Annotated in this window: 16 protein-coding genes; 6 read left to right on the top strand and 10 right to left on the bottom strand. The window is 72.3% G+C overall.

Translation table 11 applies throughout. From position 1 onward, the window contains the following. Positions 1 to 355 precede the first annotated feature (355 nt). The 3 genes from FYX01_RS04180 to FYX01_RS04190 all read left to right on the top strand — a co-directional run bounded on the left by FYX01_RS04180 (position 356) and on the right by FYX01_RS04190 (position 1,671). Positions 356 to 673, top strand: coding sequence for a hypothetical protein (locus tag FYX01_RS04180; RefSeq protein ID WP_150237729.1), 318 nt, complete (start codon positions 356 to 358; stop codon positions 671 to 673). Positions 674 to 757: 84 nt separating this feature from the next. Further along, positions 758 to 1,006: a hypothetical protein gene (locus FYX01_RS04185; RefSeq protein ID WP_150237732.1), complete on the top strand. Its 249-nt coding sequence runs from the start codon at positions 758 to 760 to the stop codon at positions 1,004 to 1,006. Between the two features lie 95 nt (positions 1,007 to 1,101). Beyond that, positions 1,102 to 1,671, top strand: a complete 570-nt coding sequence (locus FYX01_RS04190; RefSeq protein WP_150237734.1) for a CAP domain-containing protein — start codon at positions 1,102 to 1,104, stop codon at positions 1,669 to 1,671. Positions 1,672 to 1,908: 237 nt separating this feature from the next. On the opposite strand, the gene FYX01_RS04195 is transcribed toward FYX01_RS04190, so the two are convergent. The 6 genes from FYX01_RS04195 to FYX01_RS04220 form a co-directional block, all read right to left on the bottom strand. Further along, complete coding sequence (locus FYX01_RS04195) at positions 1,909 to 2,265, bottom strand: DUF3040 domain-containing protein (protein ID WP_150237736.1); 357 nt, start codon at positions 2,263 to 2,265, stop codon at positions 1,909 to 1,911. 202 nt (positions 2,266 to 2,467) lie between these two features. Continuing rightward, a complete protein-coding gene (locus FYX01_RS04200; protein ID WP_223830301.1) occupies positions 2,468 to 3,586 on the bottom strand; it encodes an ABC transporter ATP-binding protein in 1,119 nt (372 codons plus the stop codon). Then, positions 3,571 to 4,407, bottom strand: coding sequence for an ABC transporter permease (locus FYX01_RS04205; protein ID WP_150237737.1), 837 nt, complete (start codon positions 4,405 to 4,407; stop codon positions 3,571 to 3,573). Before FYX01_RS04205 ends, FYX01_RS04200 begins: the two co-directional genes overlap by 16 nt. After that, complete coding sequence (modA, locus tag FYX01_RS04210) at positions 4,404 to 5,222, bottom strand: molybdate ABC transporter substrate-binding protein (RefSeq protein WP_150237739.1); 819 nt, start codon at positions 5,220 to 5,222, stop codon at positions 4,404 to 4,406. The genes FYX01_RS04205 and modA overlap by 4 nt, the downstream gene beginning before the upstream one ends. Beyond that, positions 5,215 to 5,616 carry a TOBE domain-containing protein gene (locus FYX01_RS04215; protein WP_150237740.1) on the bottom strand — a complete coding sequence of 134 codons (402 nt, stop codon included), beginning with the start codon at positions 5,614 to 5,616 and terminating at the stop codon, positions 5,215 to 5,217. The genes modA and FYX01_RS04215 overlap by 8 nt, the downstream gene beginning before the upstream one ends. Before the next feature lie 215 nt (positions 5,617 to 5,831). Continuing rightward, a complete protein-coding gene (locus FYX01_RS04220) occupies positions 5,832 to 7,439 on the bottom strand; it encodes a glycoside hydrolase family 10-like protein (protein WP_150237742.1) in 1,608 nt (535 codons plus the stop codon). Positions 7,440 to 7,758: 319 nt separating this feature from the next. Between FYX01_RS04220 and FYX01_RS04225 the strand changes: the two genes are divergently transcribed. Both FYX01_RS04225 and FYX01_RS04230 read left to right on the top strand, forming a co-directional pair. Next, positions 7,759 to 9,039, top strand: coding sequence for an isochorismate synthase (locus FYX01_RS04225; RefSeq protein ID WP_150237743.1), 1,281 nt, complete (start codon positions 7,759 to 7,761; stop codon positions 9,037 to 9,039). Positions 9,040 to 9,085: 46 nt separating this feature from the next. Beyond that, entirely contained in the window at positions 9,086 to 9,535 is a 450-nt protein-coding gene (locus FYX01_RS04230; protein WP_150237745.1) for a GNAT family N-acetyltransferase, read from the top strand. 76 nt (positions 9,536 to 9,611) lie between these two features. Here the strand turns inward: FYX01_RS04230 and FYX01_RS04235 are convergent, their stop codons facing one another. From FYX01_RS04235 to FYX01_RS04250, 4 genes are all read right to left on the bottom strand, one after another. Further along, positions 9,612 to 11,636 carry a PhoX family protein gene (locus FYX01_RS04235; RefSeq protein ID WP_150237746.1) on the bottom strand — a complete coding sequence of 675 codons (2,025 nt, stop codon included), beginning with the start codon at positions 11,634 to 11,636 and terminating at the stop codon, positions 9,612 to 9,614. Between the two features lie 392 nt (positions 11,637 to 12,028). Further along, the gene (locus tag FYX01_RS04240) at positions 12,029 to 12,874 is read right to left on the bottom strand and encodes an ABC transporter ATP-binding protein (RefSeq protein ID WP_150237748.1); all 846 of its coding nucleotides are present in this window, start codon (positions 12,872 to 12,874) and stop codon (positions 12,029 to 12,031) included. Beyond that, positions 12,871 to 13,977, bottom strand: a complete 1,107-nt coding sequence (locus FYX01_RS04245; protein WP_150237750.1) for a FecCD family ABC transporter permease — start codon at positions 13,975 to 13,977, stop codon at positions 12,871 to 12,873. The genes FYX01_RS04240 and FYX01_RS04245 overlap by 4 nt, the downstream gene beginning before the upstream one ends. After that, positions 13,974 to 15,047 (bottom strand): FecCD family ABC transporter permease, encoded by a 1,074-nt coding sequence (locus FYX01_RS04250; protein WP_150237754.1) that lies wholly within the window; start codon positions 15,045 to 15,047, stop codon positions 13,974 to 13,976. The genes FYX01_RS04245 and FYX01_RS04250 overlap by 4 nt, the downstream gene beginning before the upstream one ends. 179 nt (positions 15,048 to 15,226) lie before the next feature. Here FYX01_RS04250 and FYX01_RS04255 point away from each other — a divergent pair, with 179 nt between their 5' ends. Next, positions 15,227 to 16,246, top strand: coding sequence for an ABC transporter substrate-binding protein (locus FYX01_RS04255; RefSeq protein WP_150237755.1), 1,020 nt, complete (start codon positions 15,227 to 15,229; stop codon positions 16,244 to 16,246). Positions 16,247 to 16,272: the final 26 nt, after the last annotated feature.

Genomic DNA, 16,272 nt, shown 5'->3' on the forward strand with positions numbered 1-16,272 from the left:
ACGTACCCCACCCCCCTCGGCCCCCGCCCAAACGCGCGGCGCGCCCCGGCGAAACCGGTGCGCGCCGCTCGTTTCGTGCGCCTCCGCGGTGGGCGCGGGTGCCGAGGCCGCTGCGGTCGGAGGCGGTCCGGTCCCTTCCCGGTTCGGAGCCCGTGTTCCTCTCAGAACAGGGAAAAGCGGACCCAAAACTGCCAATTATTACTTTAAGCTATTAGCATACTACTAAGAGTTAATACAGTTGGTCTCGGGGCAGATGTACGAACGGCGCCAAGAGAACGGTTCCCTCCGGGGTCGAGGTAGGGGAGCCGGCGCCATCGGTCTGGCAGATCGTCAGTCCGCCTCGAAAGGACACAGCATGAATCGCACGACTCTCACCCGGCTCGCCTTCGCCGCTGTCGCCGTTCCGGCCCTCGCCTTCGGCGCCCCGGCCACGGCCCTGGCGGACAGCTTCTTCTCGGGTGAGGCCAACGCGGCAGGCCCCAAGGGGGCCGTGAGCTACGACGTGAAGGCGGCCGCCTTCGACGGCCACCACGGCCACCACGGCCACCACGGCCACCACGACAAGGACGACGACAACGGCCACCACGGCGGCGGCGCCTTCTTCAAGCAGAGCGCCACCTGGGCGGGCCCCCACGGCGCCGGCTTCCACAGCGCCGTCAGCGGTGCGCGCTAGTAGGCACCGGTTCTGCCGGACGCGGAGGTCCGAGGACCGCCGCGTCCGGCGGGTGTGGCCCGACCAGTAGTCCGAGGAGGACCAATGACCCCACGACGACGAACGCTGTTCCTGGCCGTTCTGGTGTCCGGCCTGGCCCTGGGTGCGCCCTCGGTCGCGGCCGCCGACGCGAGCTTCCACGGCAGCTTCGGCGCCGCCGGCGCCGAGGGAGCCACCATGACGGTGGTCCACAGCCACGCGGGAGATGACGGGAAGGTCACCTACGAGTACGTGACCTACACGGCCTCCATGAACGGCGCCACGGTGGACAGGACCACCAGCGTCGCTAGGTGAGTTCACACGAGGGCGGGCGGTCTCCGGCCGTCCGCCCCTGGTGTGCGCGAAGGCGCCGCGACAGGCGGAGCCGCGCGTACGGAAGGTGGAAGGACATGCGGAACCGGTGGGTGCGAGGCCCCGTCCTCGCGGGGCTGGCGATGGCCCTGTGCTGCGCTGGTGTGACGGGGGCAGCCGACCCCGACGTGTCCGGGGACGGGTCCCCGCCGTCCGTCACCGGGCCCGGCGACGGACGGCCGACGCCCTGGACCGACGATGCGGAGCGCCAGGCCGAGCCCTGGCCCGAGGCCGAGGGCGAGGTCGTACGGCTGCTGAACGAGAAGAGGTCCCAGGCCGGGTGCTCCGCTCTCAGCACCGACCGGGTGCTCGCCGAGGCGGCCCGCGAGCACAGCCGGGCGAGGGCCGGGGGCGGGACGGCCGCCGGTGCACCGTTCCTCCAGAGCGCCTCGGCCGGTGACCGTGCCCGTGACCGGGGATACGACCGCGTCGCCGGCGAGGTCGTGGCCAGGGGCTTCGAGACGCCAGACGAGGCCGTGCGGGCCTGGACGGACCACTCCGGACACACCAGGGTGCTCATGAAGTGCTCCGCCAAGGAGATCGGAGCGGGTGTCGTGCACGACGAGGACGGCCCCTTCTGGACCCTGATCCTCGGCTACGGCTCCTGAACGCGCTCCCCGGCGGGAAGTGCGTCCCGCACCGCCGGTGAACGCACGACGGCGTGTGACGCGCACTCGTACAGGTGCGCGCCGCACGCCGTCACGTGTCAGGGCCTGTGGTACCGCCCGAAAGAGAGTCCTCGACGAACCGCGTCCCCGCGTCCCCGTGGATCCGCTCGACCGGGTCCACGGGTGACCCCCACGGGCGGCCCCGCCGCAACGGAGGTGTCCGCCGCCCGGCGGTGGTCAGGGTGTTCCGACCTGTTCGGTGCCGTTGGAGCCGGTGTTCGCCGGATCGGTGTCCAGAGGATGATCCCCCGGCACCGAGACGTCGGTGGTCTCCGACGTCCCGGTGGGCGTCGGCGTGGACGGTTGTGGCGCGCTCGGTGTGAGCACGAACAGCAGCACCAGCAGGCCGGACGTGACCGCGGCGATCAGAGCGCACGCCACCCACGGCCTCCAACTGGCCAGGCTGGGATCCGCCGGAGCGTCGGGATCATCGGATCCGAAGGACTCCATACGTCCGGCAAGGTCCGGCTCCTCCTCGTTGAGCTGCCGCTCGATCTCCTCGAGGATCCTTCTCTCGTGCTCTCTCAGGGACATGGCACCCTCCTCAGCCGCTCAGGGGAAGGACTGTTCGTCGCCAGGTTTCTATAGTCTCCCCCGCGTAAGCGTGAGATATCCAGATGCACACAGGTTTTCCAGTATTGGTTTTGATATCTCCCACTGGGTAGACCTATGTACTTTTTACTGACAAAGGCGATGGCATCGGGGCGCGGACCGTGTGTCACGGACGCTGTCGGGGTCAGCCCGGATAGCACTCGACCTCGGCGGCCTTGACCCCCGCCCACACCTCGTCCCCCCGGGTCAGGCCCAGTTCGGCCAGGGCCGCCGGACTGATGTCGGCGGCCAGGGACGGCCGACCCGCCAGGTGCACCCGCACCTGGTCTCCGAAGCGCTCGATCCCCTCCACCCTCAGCCGCCACACGTTGCGCGGGCTGCCGTGCGGACGCCGCGGATACAGGGCCACGGCGCGCGGCGGGAAGGCCACCAGGGCGGGGCCGTGGTGGGCCTCGTGCGCCTCCACCCGGGCGGGCCCGCCGGAGCCCCCGGGGCCACCGTTCCCGGCGGCCTCCAGGGTGACGGTGGTGCCCTCAGCCGTGCCCCGGAACAGGTTCAGCCCCACCAGCCGCGCGACGTAGGCGGTGCGGGGGCGACGCGCCACCTCGGCGGGCGGCCCCTGCTGGACCGTCCTGCCGCTCTCGATGACCGCGACCCGGTCGGCGAGCACCATGGCGTCGAGCGGGTCGTGGGTGACCAGCACCGTGGCACCGTCGAACTCCTCCAGCAGGTGGCGCAGCCGGGCACGCACGTCGATGCGGGTACTGGCGTCCAGAGCGGCCATGGGCTCGTCCAACAGCAGCAGGCGCGGGCGCACGGCCAGGGCGCGGGCCAGTGCCACCCGCTGGGCCTGGCCGCCGGAGAGTCCGCGCGGCCGGGAGCGGACGTGCTCGGACAGGCCCATGTGCGCGAGCAGCCCGGCTGCGCGTTCGCGGGCCCGGGGCCGGGACAGGCCCTGGCAGCGCGGGCCGAAGGCGACGTTGTCCAGGGCGCTCATGTGCGGGAAGAGCAGGTAGTCCTGGAAGACCATGCCGATGGGGCGGCGCTCCACGGGAGTGGCGGTCTCGTCGCGGCCGTCCACACGCACGTGGCCGTCGGTGAGGGGCACCAGTCCGGCCAGGGCGCGCAGGGCCGAGGACTTGCCCGCGCCGTTGGGCCCCAGCAGGGCGAGGATCTCACCGGGCCGGGCCCGCAGTTCCACGTCCAGGTTGAAGTCGCCCCGGTCCAGGCACAGCCGTGCGTCGAGTGCGGGCTCGGGGGCGGCGGGGAGCTCGTCGGTCGGCGCCATCAGGCGTTCGTCCATCTCTCTCGCAGGGTGGCCAGGACGGCCAGGCAGACCAGCAGCAGGACCAGGCTGAGCACGATGGCGGCCTCGGGGTCGTGCTGCATGGCCACGTACACGGCCAGCGGCATGGTCTGCGTGGTGCCGGGGAAGTTCCCGGCGAAGGTGATGGTGGCGCCGAACTCGCCCAGGGCACGCGCCCAGCACAGGACCGCGCCCGCGCCGATGCCCGGCAGCACCAGGGGCAGGGTGACGCGGACGAAGACGGTGACCCGGCTGGCGCCCAGGGTGGCGGCGGCCTCCTCGTAGCGGCGGTCCGCCCCGCGCAGCGCGCCCTCCACGCTGATCACGAGGAACGGCATGGCGACGAACATCTGGGCGAGGACGACGGCGGCCGGGGTGAAGGGGAGGGTGACCCCGAACCAGGCGTCCAGGTACCGGCCCAGGAGCCCGTTGCGGCCCAGGACCAGGAGCAGCGCCACACCGCCGACCACGGGCGGGATCACCAGGGGAACGGTGACCAGGGCGCGCACGAGGCGGCGTCCGGGGAAGTCGGTGCGGGCCAGCAGCCAGGCCAGCGGCACCCCCAGCAGCAGGGAGAGGAGGGTGGCCGCGGTGGCGGTGGACAGCGACAGCCACAGGGCCGCCAGCACCTCGGGCTCGGTGACGCGGCTGCCCATGGTGGACCAGGGCGCGCGCACCAGCAGGCCGGCCAGGGGCAGGACGAGGAAGGCGGCTCCGGCGAGCGCGGGCAGGACCAGGATCCAGGGCGGGCGTCCGGGACGTGCCCGCAGCGCCCGCCCACGCCTCGGAGCGGGGACTGGTGTGTGCTCAGGCGTCACGGTACTTCGAACCCCGCGGCGTCGAGGGCCTCCGCGCCCGTCCCGGAGCGGACCAGCTCCACCCACTCGGCGGCGAGCCCGGCGTCGGAGGCGGAGGACACGACCCCGATGGGGTAGTCGTTGACCGCCGCGTCGGCCTCGGCGAACCCGACGCCCTCGACCCGCTCCCCCGCGGAGACGACGTCGGTGGCGTAGACGAGCCCGGCGTCGACCTCGCCGAGCTCGACCTTCGTCAGGACCGCCCGCACGTCCTCCTCGTAGGTGTCGGGGGTGACCTCCAGCCCGGCCTCCTCCAGGACCGCGTCGGTGGCCGCGCCGCAGGGGACCTCCTCGGCGCAGAACGCGACGGTGGCGTCCTCACCGGTGAGGTCGGCCAGCTTTCGGACCCCGGCGGGGTTGCCCGGGGGAACGGCGATACGCAGGGTGTTGGTGGCGAAGACGGCGCCCCGCCCGCCGTGCCCCGCGGCCCAGTCGGCGTCCAGCCCCTCCCCCTCCACGACACGGCCCATGGTGGCGGTGTCGGCGGCGGCGAAGACGTCGGCGGGGGCACCGGAGTTGATCTGGACGGCCAGGTCGCTGCTGCCCGCGAAGTTGAGGACCACCTCGGTCCGCGGGTGCCGGTCCTCGAACTCCTCCGCGAGGCCGGTGAAGACGTCGGTGAGGGAGGCGGCGGCGAAGACGTTGAGCCGGCCGCCTCCCCCCGTGGCGCCGGTGTCCCCGGGGGAGCAGGCGGTGAGGGCGCTGAGGGCGAGGGCGCTCGCGGTCAGGGCACGGGACAGGACGTGCGGGAGGTGCCGGGGAGCACGGTCAGGCATGGTGTCCTCCGGTGGTCTCCACGACCACGTTGGTGGACTTGACCACGGCCGTGGCGACGGTGCCCACCTCCAGGCCGAGTTCGTCGGCGGCCTCGCGGCTCATCAGGGAGACCACCCGGTGGGGTCCGGCCTGGATCTCCACGCTGGCCATCACCCGGTCGCGGACGACGTCGGTGACCAGTCCGCGGAAGCGGTTGCGGGCCGAGGACAGGTGGCGTGCCGGGTCATCGTCGGCTCCGGCGCGCATGAAGGCGGCGAGCTCGGCGCCGTCGACCCGGCGCCGACCGGAGGCGTCGCGGGCGGCGGGCAGACGGCCGGAGTCGACCCATCGGCGGACGGTGTCGGCGCTGACCCCGAGCAGGGTGGCGGCCTCACGGATCTGGAAGGTCGGCATGGGGCCAACCTATCCTCGCATCTGCTGACGCAGAAGAACATTTTCGCCAGCAGATCAGAGCTTTTTCGCACACGATTCTGGATTATGCGACATTGCCACATTGCGACAGAGCACGGTCCCGTCGGACGGGTTCCGGCCTCCGCAAGCGAGCGGTCCCCGCCCGACGACCGTCCTCCGCCGGAGGGAGCCCGCCGTCCACCGCGGACTCCCCGGAATCAGCCGCGCACGTCGGCGACCTCGCCGACCGGCCCCTCGGCCCGGTAGTCGTCCAGGGCGGTGACCACGTACCCGGCGCCGTCCTCCAGCGGTGCGGTGTCGGTCAGCGCGGTACGCCCGGTGACGCCCACGAGGTGCTCCGCGGCCACGGCCTCGCAGCGCGCCTCCTCGGAACCGACCCCGGCCGTGTCGGCGGGCAGCCGGTAGACGGCGTAGAAGCGGGCGCCGTCGACGGCCTCCCACTCGACGTCGACGCGCTCGTCCCCGGCCCGGGCGGTGACGCCCCCGACCGCGCCGACCAGCGGTCCCTGGCCCTCGGATGCGTCGGAGCGCGGCGGCAGCGCGGGACGCGCGTAGTGGGCCCCGGCCAGCACGGCGTAGGCGTCGGCTGCCTGCTCGCGCAGGCTCCTGATGGAGAAGTAGACGTCGCCGTCGACCCCGGCCAGCTCGCCGGAGTAGTCGAGCTGGGTGCTGAGCGCGTCCTCACCGCGCCAGCCGTCCTCGCCCACCCGGTAGGCCGCCTGGCCGATGTACAGGTCCACGCCCGTACCCTCGACCTCCTGGGACCACCAGTCGGCCATGGCCTCGTAGTCGGCGGTCTCGAAGCCCCGCTTCCAGTACAGCTGCGGCGCGACGTAGTCGACCGTGCCCTCACGGATCCAGGCGCGGGTGTCGGCGTACTGGGCGTCGTAGGACTGGAGGCCCGCGCTGGACGAGCCGCTGGGATCGGTGGAGTCGTTGCGCCAGATGCCGAACGGCGAGATCCCGAAGCTCACCCACGGCTTGGCCCGCTCGATGCCCTCGTGGACGTCGGCGATGAGCCGGTCGACGTTGTCGCGGCGCCAGTCGCCCCGGTCGTCGAAGCCCCCGCCGTGCTCCTCCCAGGAAGCGTCGTCGTCGAACTCCTCGCCGCCCTTGGGATAGGGGTAGAAGAAGTCGTCGAAGTGCACACCGTCGACGTCGTAGCGCTCCACCACGTCCATGATGACCCCGACCACCCACGCGCGGACCTCGGGCTCTCCGGGATCGAGGTAGGCCTCGTCCCCGTAGTCGACCAGCCATTCGGGGTTCTGCCTGGCCGGGTGCTCCTCGACCAGGTTCTCCACGTCGGGGTCCTGGAACCCGACCCGGTAGGGGTTGAACCAGGCGTGCAGTTCCAGCCCCCGCTCGTGCGCCTCGGCCACGGCGTACTCCAGCGGGTCGTAGCCGGGGTCGCCGCCCTGCTCACCGGTGAGGTAGCGCGCCCACGGCTCCAGCTCCGAGGCGTACACCGCGTCGGCCGTGGGACGCACGTGCAGGAAGACGGCGTTGAGGCCCATGCCGGCGGCGGCGTCGAGGTAGGAGTCGAGTTCGGCCCTCTGCTCCTCGGCGGACAGGCCCGGCTCGGAGGGCCAGTCGATGTTGCGGACCGTGGTCAGCCATGCTCCGCGCATCCGGCGCTCGTTCCCGTCGTTTCCGCACGGGGCGGCCGCACCGGCCTGGTCTGGGGACTCCGCACCGGCACCCCACGGGGTGCATCCCGACAGCAGGACGGCGGTCGCGGCGGCCGTCGCCGCCCACCGGAGCGCGGCGCGCGTCGGGGGCGTGGCACGTGCCACTGGGGCCATGGGGCAGATCTCCTCCGGGGTCGTCGCACGACGCCGTCACCGTGGCGTCGCGCCGCGCACCAGAATAAGCCAGAACGTCAATTTTCAGACACGATTCAGCCAACCCGTGGACGGCCTCGCGCACTTCGGTTCCGGGAGCATCCCCACCGGTCGGCGTCGCGTCCGCCCGAAGGGCCACGAGAGGCCGCCTCTCCCCGGAAAACGGCAGGGAGTCCGTTTCCCGCACAACTCCGGCACGGAGGCACAGGGCGCGGCGCACCGCCGACGCCTCGACGGATCCGGACACACCGTCACAGACGAGGTTCTAGACTCGGGGACCGTGAACGCCGCCCTGAGCCCGCCCCACCTGTACGTACGCACCGTCTCCCTGCCCGAGGACGCCTCCAGCCTGGTGCGCCGCCTGCCAGCCGACTCCCCGCTGGCCTGGCTGACCGGCGACGAGGGGATCGTGGGCTGGGGACGGGCCGCACGGCTGGAACTGGGCGGCGACCCCGGCGCGGCCGAGCCCACCGACACCACCCGCTTCACCGAGGCGGCCCGCTGGACGAACGGCCTCATGGAGCGCTCCGATGTCCGGGACGAGGTGAACCGGCCCGGCACCGGCCTGGTCGCCTTCGGCACGTTCGCCTTCTCCCCCGCCTCCGGGGACTCGTCCCTGGTGGTGCCCCGCGTGCTCCTCGGACGGCGCGACGGCCGCACATGGCTGACCACCGTCACCGACCGGCCCGGGGAGCACCCGCCCGAGCCCCCGCGTCCCACCTCCGCGACGCGGCCGGTCGGCCCGGTCTCCTGGAGCCGGGGATCGCTGACCGACGAGCGGTGGATGGCCGCCGTGGCCGACACCGTCGAGCGCATCCACGCGGGTGAACTCGACAAGGCCGTACTGGCGCGCGACGCCTTCGCCGACGCCGGCTCCCCCATCGACGTGCGCACCCTGCTGGAGCGGCTGCGCCTGCGCTTTCCCAGCTGCTTCACCTTCTCCGTGGACGGCATGGTCGGAGCCACCCCCGAGCTGCTGATGCGCCGCGAGGGTGACCGGCTCACCTCCCTGGTCCTGGCCGGGACCCGCCCCCGGGGCGGGGACGCCGACAGCGACCGGGCCCTGGCCGAGGAACTGCTGGCCTCGGCCAAGGACGTGGACGAGCACCGCATGGCCGTGGACTCCCTGCGCGCCTCGCTGGGACCGCTCACCGAGGAACTGGACGTGCCCGAGCGGCCCCGCCTGCTCGCACTCGCCAACGTGCAGCACCTGGCCACCCCCGCGCGCGCACGCCTGTCCACCGGGGTGTCGGCGCTGGACGCGGTCGCCGCCCTGCACCCCACCGCCGCCGTGGGCGGCACCCCCACCTCCGCCGCCATGCGGCTGATCGCCGAGGTCGAGGGCATGGACCGGGGCGGCTACGCCGGTCCGGTGGGATGGCTGGACGGGGCGGGCAACGCCGAGTGGGGCATCGCCCTGCGCTGCGCCCGCGTGGACGGCGCGCGCGCCCGGCTCTTCGCCGGGGGCGGCATCGTCTCCCGGTCGGACCCGCGCTCGGAGCTGGCCGAGACCGAGTCCAAGTTCCGGGTGATGCGCGAGGCCCTCACCGACCCCGGCTGAGCCGGCGTTCACGGGCACGAAACACGGCGCCGCTAGCTTCACGCGCATGCGTATCGACATGGTTCCCTGGGACGACCCCGACGCCGGCGCACTACGGGCCGGACAGCGGGCGGAGATCGCCGAACGGTACGGCACTCCCGACTCCGAGCCCGGTGTGGCGCCCTCGGCCGACGACATCGCGGTGTTCGTGGTGGCCCGCGACGAGCGGGGCACCGCCGTGGGCTGCGGCGGCCTGCGCGACCTCGGCGACGGGACGGGCGAGGTCAAGCGCATGTACGTGTCGCCCGGACACCGGGGGTCGGGCACGGCCCCGCTGGTCCTGGCGGCGCTGGAGGAGTGGGCCCGCGAGCGCGGCTGGAAGCGCCTGCTCCTGGAGACGGGCGACCGCCAGCCCGACGCCGTGCGGTTCTACACCCGTTCGGGCTACACGCCCGTTCCGAGGTTCGGCGCCTACGTCGACTCACCGTCCTCGCACTGCTTCGGCAAGGTGCTCTGAGGACCGGAAAGAGCAGGACCGGCCCCGGCAGCCCCCACGATGGAAGCCGGGGCCGGTGGTCTTCTACGGAGGCGGGCTACCTGCCCACCTCACGGCCTCCCTTGTGCCAGATGCACACCACGGACGGGCGGGGCATGTCACCGTCGGGCCAGGTGCTGGTGGGCGCATCGAACGAGCCGCCGTCACCCGGGTGCTGCGGGGCGAGGAAGACCGTCCTGCCGTCCTTCGTGATGAAGGGGCCGCAGGCCTCCGCGCCGACCGGGACGGTCGCGAAGGTCTTGAGCTCACCGCGGAAGCGGCCCTCGACCGGCATGACGTGCAGACCGTCGTTGATCCCCAGCGAGCCGGGCTGGCCGTCGGTGGAGATCCACAGGTTGCCGTCCTTGTCGAAGGTCAGGTTGTCCGGTGAGGAGATCGGCATGACCTTGGACTTGTCGAAGCCCGCGTAGTAGGTGTCCTCGTCCTCCGGGTTCCCGCACACCAGCGGCACGTTCCACGCGAACGCGGTGGCCGCGGCGTCGTCGCCCTCCTCCACGATCTCCAGGATGTGGCCGTGCCGGTTGGGACCGCGCGGGTTGGGCTCGTCGGCCTGGCCGGGCTCACGGGCGGAGTTGTTGGTCAGCGCGCAGTACACCTTGCCGGTGACCGGGCTGGGCTCGAAGTCCTCGGGCCGGTCCATCTTGGTCGCGCCCACGGCGTCGGCGGCCAGGCGGGTGTACACCAGCACCTCCGCGACGCCGAAGCCGTCGACGAAGCTCTCGGTGTCGGTGCACAGCGCGACCCACTCACCGGAGCCGTCGAACCCGCCGTCGGAGGGCAGTGCGCCGGAGCCGTCGAACTCCTCGGCCGGGCTGTCGCCGCTCAGGCGGGCCACGTACAGCGTGCCCGAGTCCAGCAGGGTGAGGTTGTGGCGCCGCGAGCCCTCGACGTACTTCTTGGCGCTGACGAACTTGTACATGTAGTCGAAGCGCTCGTCGTCGCCCATGTAGGCGACCACGCGGCCGTCCTCGGCCAGGCGGATGGTGGCGCCCTCGTGCTTGAAGCGGCCGAGCATGGTGCGCTTGCACGGCTCGGACCCGGGGTCGAGCGGGTCGACCTCCACGATGTAGCCGAAGCGGTTGGCCTCGTGGGGGTGCCTGGCCAGGTCGAAGCGCTCCTCGACACGGTCCCAGCGGCGCCCGGGAAGCCCGGTGCCGATGCCGTAGCGTCTGGTCTCGGTCGCGCCGGAGGCTCCGCCGAAGTACTGGTGGAAGTTCTCCTCGGCGGTGAGGAAGGTGCCCCAGGGGGTCATCCCGCCCGCGCAGTTGTTGAGCATGCCCCTGACCAGGGTCCCGGTGGGGTCCTCCGCGGTCTTGAGCAGGTCGTGCCCCGCGGCGGGGCCGGTCAGGCGCATGGGGGTGGTGGCGGTGACGCGGCGGTTGAAGGCGCGCTCCCCCTCCGACAGCACCCACTTACCGGTGCGGCCGTCGCGCTCCAGCTCGACGATGGAGCCGCCGTGTGCGGCCATGGCGATGCGGATCTGCTCCTCGCTCGCCGAGGCACCGTCGGTGTACCCCGGGAACATCAGGCCCTCGTTGGTGTACTCGTGGTTGACCCACAGCAGGCCGTGGTCGTCGTCGAGCTGGTGGAAGCCGACGTAGTCGCAGTTGTAGCCGAACTGCCGGGCCTGGGCCTCGGCGGTCTGGCCGTGCACGTCGAACTCGGGTGCGTCGGGCAGGACCGGGTCGCCCCAGCGGATGACGACGTGCTGGTCGTAACCCTTGGGGATGGTGACCTTGTCGTCGGTGTTGGGCTGGACGCTCTTGAAGGTGGGCCGCGGTGAGGGGTGGGGCCGGTCGGAGCCGCGGGGGTCGGAGGCGACGGGGCCGAGCGCGGAGAGCCCGAGTGCTCCGGCCCCGGCGGTGACCGCTCCGGCGCGCAGCGCCGTGCGGCGGGAGAGCGCCTTGGCGAAGATGTCCCCGAAGTAGGGATTGTCGCTGGTGTTGGGGGCGGGGTGGAAGCAGGCGTCGCCACAGCGCAGCTGACACGTTGCGCGGGAACGGCCGCCCCCTACCTGACCGATCAACGGCAGTGGGCGGCGGCGGGGCGCGGATTCGGGCACACCTTCTCCTTGGGGATCGTGCTGGTCCGCGTGCTCCGGCCGGTGCGGGTCGAGCCGGGACGTGCGGCTTCTCCAGGTCCGGCGGGGTTCGCCACCGGTCGCTCCCGACCCTGGCCGAGGCTCCACACGCACGGGTGAAACCGAGGTAAACGCCCCTACAACTCCGGCGCATTCCCTGGTGTGTCACTCTCCAGAGTCAAATGAACACGAGCTGTTGATTCTTGCTGTGATCATGACCTGTGCGGACCTGCCCGGTCCACATGCCACGCCCGGAAAAATCCCCGGATGTGCCCCATGCCCCGCGTTGCGCCCCTCCCGGGCGGGACTCCCCCGCAGGTGACCGTTGGCCCCCGCCCGTTCCCGGCCACGTCCGCCGCACCCGCGACGCCCCTCTAGGACCGCTGGCCGCTGCGGCCGACCGGCACCACCATCGGCCCCCCGGTGACCGGGTCCTCCACCACGACCGCCTCCAGGTCGAAGGCCTCGCGCAGCAGTTCGGGGGTGAGCACGTCGGCCGGGGTCCCGCTGGCCACCACACGTCCCTCGCGCATGGTGATGACGGTGTCGGCGTAACGGGCTGCGAGGTTGAGGTCGTGCAGCACCATGACGATGGTGCGCCCGCCGTCCTGGTGCAGGTCGCGTACCAGGTCCAGGACGTCGACCTGGTGGACCAGGTCCAGGAAGGTGGTGGGCTCGTCCAGCAGCAGCAGGTCGGTCCCCTGGGCCAGGACCATGGATATCCACGCCCGTTGGCGCTGGCCGCCCGACAGTTCCTGCAGAGGGCTGTCGGCCAGCTCCAGCAGCCCGGTCTGCTCCAGGGCGTCGGAGACCGCGCGGTGGTCCTCACCCGACCACTGCCGGTACCAGCGCTGGGAGGGGTGGCGTCCCCGGGCGACCAGGTCGGCCACGGTCAGCCCGTCCGGCGCCACGGGCTGCTGGGGCAGCACGCCCAGCACCTCGGCGACCTCGCGGGTGGGCACGCGGTGGATGTCGCGGCCGTCGAGTTCGACCAGGCCCGACCTGGGCTTCATGAGACGTCCCAGGGCGCGCAGCATGGTGGACTTGCCGCACCCGTTGGGGCCGATGACGCAGGTGACGGTGCCCTCGACGATGTCGGCGTCCAGGCCGTGCACGACGGTGTGGTCGTCGTAGGCCAGGGTGAGTCCGCGCGCGCTCAGCCGTACCGGCGCGGCGACGGGTTCGGGGGTGGTGTGCGCACGAATCTGTTGTGTGGTCACGCCTGCACCTTTCGATTGCCGCGGACGAGCAGGTAGATCAGGTAGAGGGCGCCCAGGCAGCCGGTGACGATGCCGACCGGGAGCTGGACGCTGATCAGGTTGCGGGCGAGCAGGTCGGCGGCACAGGTCAGGACGGCGCCGACGAGCGCGGAGAGCAGGACGGGCGGCCGGGAGGTGCGGGCCAGACGCAGCGCGATCTGCGGACAGGCCAGCGACACGAACAGGATCGGTCCGGCGGCCGAGGTGCCGAAGGCGGCCAGGAGCACGGCCAGCACCAGCGTGGTGGTGCGGGCGAGTTCCAGACGCACGCCCAGGCTGCGGACCACTTCGTCGCTGTAGGAGAGCACGTCCAGGGTGCGCGCGGCGACCAGGGCCAGGGGCAGTACCAGGACCAGGGCCACCGTGACGGGGAGCGCGTCCTGCCAGGTGCTCATGGCCAGGCTGCCCGCGATCCAGACCATGGCGCGGCCGGTGTCGCTGACGTCCCCCAGGGTGAGCATCCACAGGGTGAGGTTCATCAGCACGGTGGACACGCCCACACCCACCAGCAGCAGGCGGAAGCCGTCGATGCCGCCGCGCCAGGCGAGCCCGTAGCACAGGGCCCCGGCGGCCAGGCCGCCGGTCAGTGCCAGGGCGGGCACGCCGATGTCGGCCAGGGGCCCGCTGATGATGCCGTAGCTGCCGCCGAAGGCCATCACCCCGACCACGCCCGCGCTGGCGCCGTGGGTGACGCCCAGCAGGTCGGGGCTGGCCAGGGGGTTGCGCATGATGGTCTGGGTGATGGCGCCCGCGGCGGCCAGGGCGGCCCCGGCGAGCATGCCCACCACCACGCGCGGCATGCGCACACGCCAGATGGTGAAGTAGTCGTCGTAGCTGGTGCCGACGACGTTGGCCCACACTCGGTCGGGCGGGATGAACGTCGATCCGACGGAGAGGTTGAGCACCACCAGCACGAACAGGACCAGGGCGGTCAGCAGGCCGACGGCGACCAGGCGGGGACGCAGGGGGAAAGAGACCGGGCCCATGCGGACGGCCCGGCCCCGGCGGGCCAGACGGTCGTCGGCCCGCTGCCGGGCGTCGTCGGGGGCGAGGGTGGAGGTCATAGTGAGAGCAGCCTCCGGCGGCGGACGATGTGGATGAAGAAGGGGGCGCCGAGTATGGCCAGGACCACGCCGACCTGGAGTTCGCCCGGCGGGGCGAGGAAGCGGCCCAGGACGTCGGCGGTCAGGAGCAGGGCCGCGCCCATCAGCGCCGAGTAGGGCAGCAGCCAGCGGTAGTCGGCGCCGACGATGCCGCGGGCCAGGTGGGGCACGATGAGTCCGACGAAGGCGATGGGACCGCAGGCGGCGACGGTCACGCCGGTGAGCAGGGTGATGGCGAGCAGGCCGGTGACGCGGGCGCGGCCGATTCGGAAGCCCAGTGCGCGCGCGGTGTCCTCGCCCAGGGCCAGCGCGTTGAGGGCGCGGGTGTTGGTCAGGGCCAGGACCGCGCCGAGGACGACCACGGGCAGCATGGGGCCGAGGATCGCGGGGTCGCGGCCCACCAGGGAGCCCACCCGCCAGAACCGGAAGTCCTCCATGGTGGACTGGTCGAGCAGGACCAGACCGGAGGTCAGGGAGTAGGCCATCCAGCTCACGGCGGTCCCGGCCAGGGCCAGGGTGATGGGTGTGGGGCCGCGTCCGGGGACCGAGCCGATGGCGTAGACCAGGACCACGGCCACGGCGGCGCCCGCGAAGGCGAACCAGGCCTGGGTGTACAGGGTGGTGGTGTCGAGGAGCATGATGCCCAGCACCACGGCCAGGGCGGCGCCGAAGGTGACGCCGAGGATGCTGGGATCGCCCAGCGGGTTGCGGGTGTGGCCCTGCATGAGGGCGCCGCCCAGACCGAGGCTGATCCCGGCGAGCAGTCCGAGCGCGGTACGCGGCAGCCGGATCTCGTTGACGATGATGTCGGCCTCGCCTCCCGCGGTGGAGGTCAGGGCCAGCCACACGGTGCCGGGGCTGAGGCCGCGGGCGCCGACGAGCACGCTGGCCAGGACGGCCAGGCACAGCAGCAGGAGCATCAGTCCCAGGCCCGAGATCCGGCGCGCCCGGCGAGCCGCGACCGCGCCGCCCGCGGTGGTCGTCGGGGCCGGCGCCGTGGGGGTTCGCGGCGGCCCGGTGGTCTCCCTCACCCGGTCTCCCAATCATGACGAAGGCCAGGCCAACCTAACTTAGGTTTGCCTAGCCACAGTTGAATGCTCTAAGTTTGCCACGTCTCGGACGAAGACGACACATCTCCTGATGATGTGTATCGCTTTCGTGTCAACAGAACAGCTTTTCCCTGATCCCCTGAACCGACCGGAGCTCCACCATGACCACTCTCGCCCACCTGCGCCGCGCGGGCCTGCCCCTGGCCGTCGCGGCCTCCCTGACCCTGGTGACCGCCTGCGGCGCGAGCGGCCCGGAGGAGGACGCTTCCACCGGATCCGGGGAGGAGAGCGCCGAGGGCTTCCCGATCACCGTCGAGCACGCCATGGGCGAGACCGAGATCCCGGCCGCACCCGAGCGTGTGCTGCCGCTGGACTCCACCTACGTGGACGCCACCCTCGCCCTGGGCGGCAACGTGGTGGGCTTCACGCAGATCGCCGAGGGCCAGGACGCCCTGCCCGAGTACCTGCTCGGGAGCGACTGGAACGTGGGCAGCGCCGAGGAGGCCGAGTCGGTGGGCCTGCTGTGGGAGATCGACCCGGAGCTGGTCGCCCAGAGTGAGCCGGACCTGATCCTGTCCGCCGAGGTCCGCCACGGCGACGGCTACGCCCAGCTCTCCGAGGTCTCCCCCACGGTGATGTCGGAGACCACCGGCGCCACGTGGAAGGAGAACCTGCGCCTGAACGGCGAGGCGATGGGCATGGCCGAGGAGGCCGACCGCCTCGTGACCGAGTACGAGGAGCGGGCCGCCGCCATCGGCGAGGAGATCGCCGGGTCCGCGGACGGGGAGCTGCCCACCGTGTCGGTGGTGCGCTTCGCCGGTGACGCCGACGGCGTGCGTCTGTACAGCCGCAACTCCTACATCGGCGTGGTCCTGGACGACCTGGGCCTGCCCGCCAGCGAGGGCACCGCCACCGACACCGAGGAGATCGTGACCTACCACAGTCCCGAGCGCCTGATGGACCTGGAGGCCGACCGCATCCTGGTGTCCACCTACGACGACGGTGTCGGCGAGGTGGACAAGGACAAGGAGCGCTACACCTCCAACCCGCTGTGGAGCGAACTGGAGGGCACCAAGACCGAGGTGGACGACGCCTACTGGATCTCCGGCGTGGGCCTGATCGCCGCGCACGCCGTGCTGGACGACGTCGCCGAGATCTTCGAGGTCGACCCCCAGCGCTAGGCCGTGTCCTCTCCGGGGCTCCGCTC

The sequence above is a fragment of the Nocardiopsis quinghaiensis genome (assembly GCF_008638365.1).
Lineage (GTDB): Bacteria > Actinomycetota > Actinomycetes > Streptosporangiales > Streptosporangiaceae > Nocardiopsis > Nocardiopsis quinghaiensis.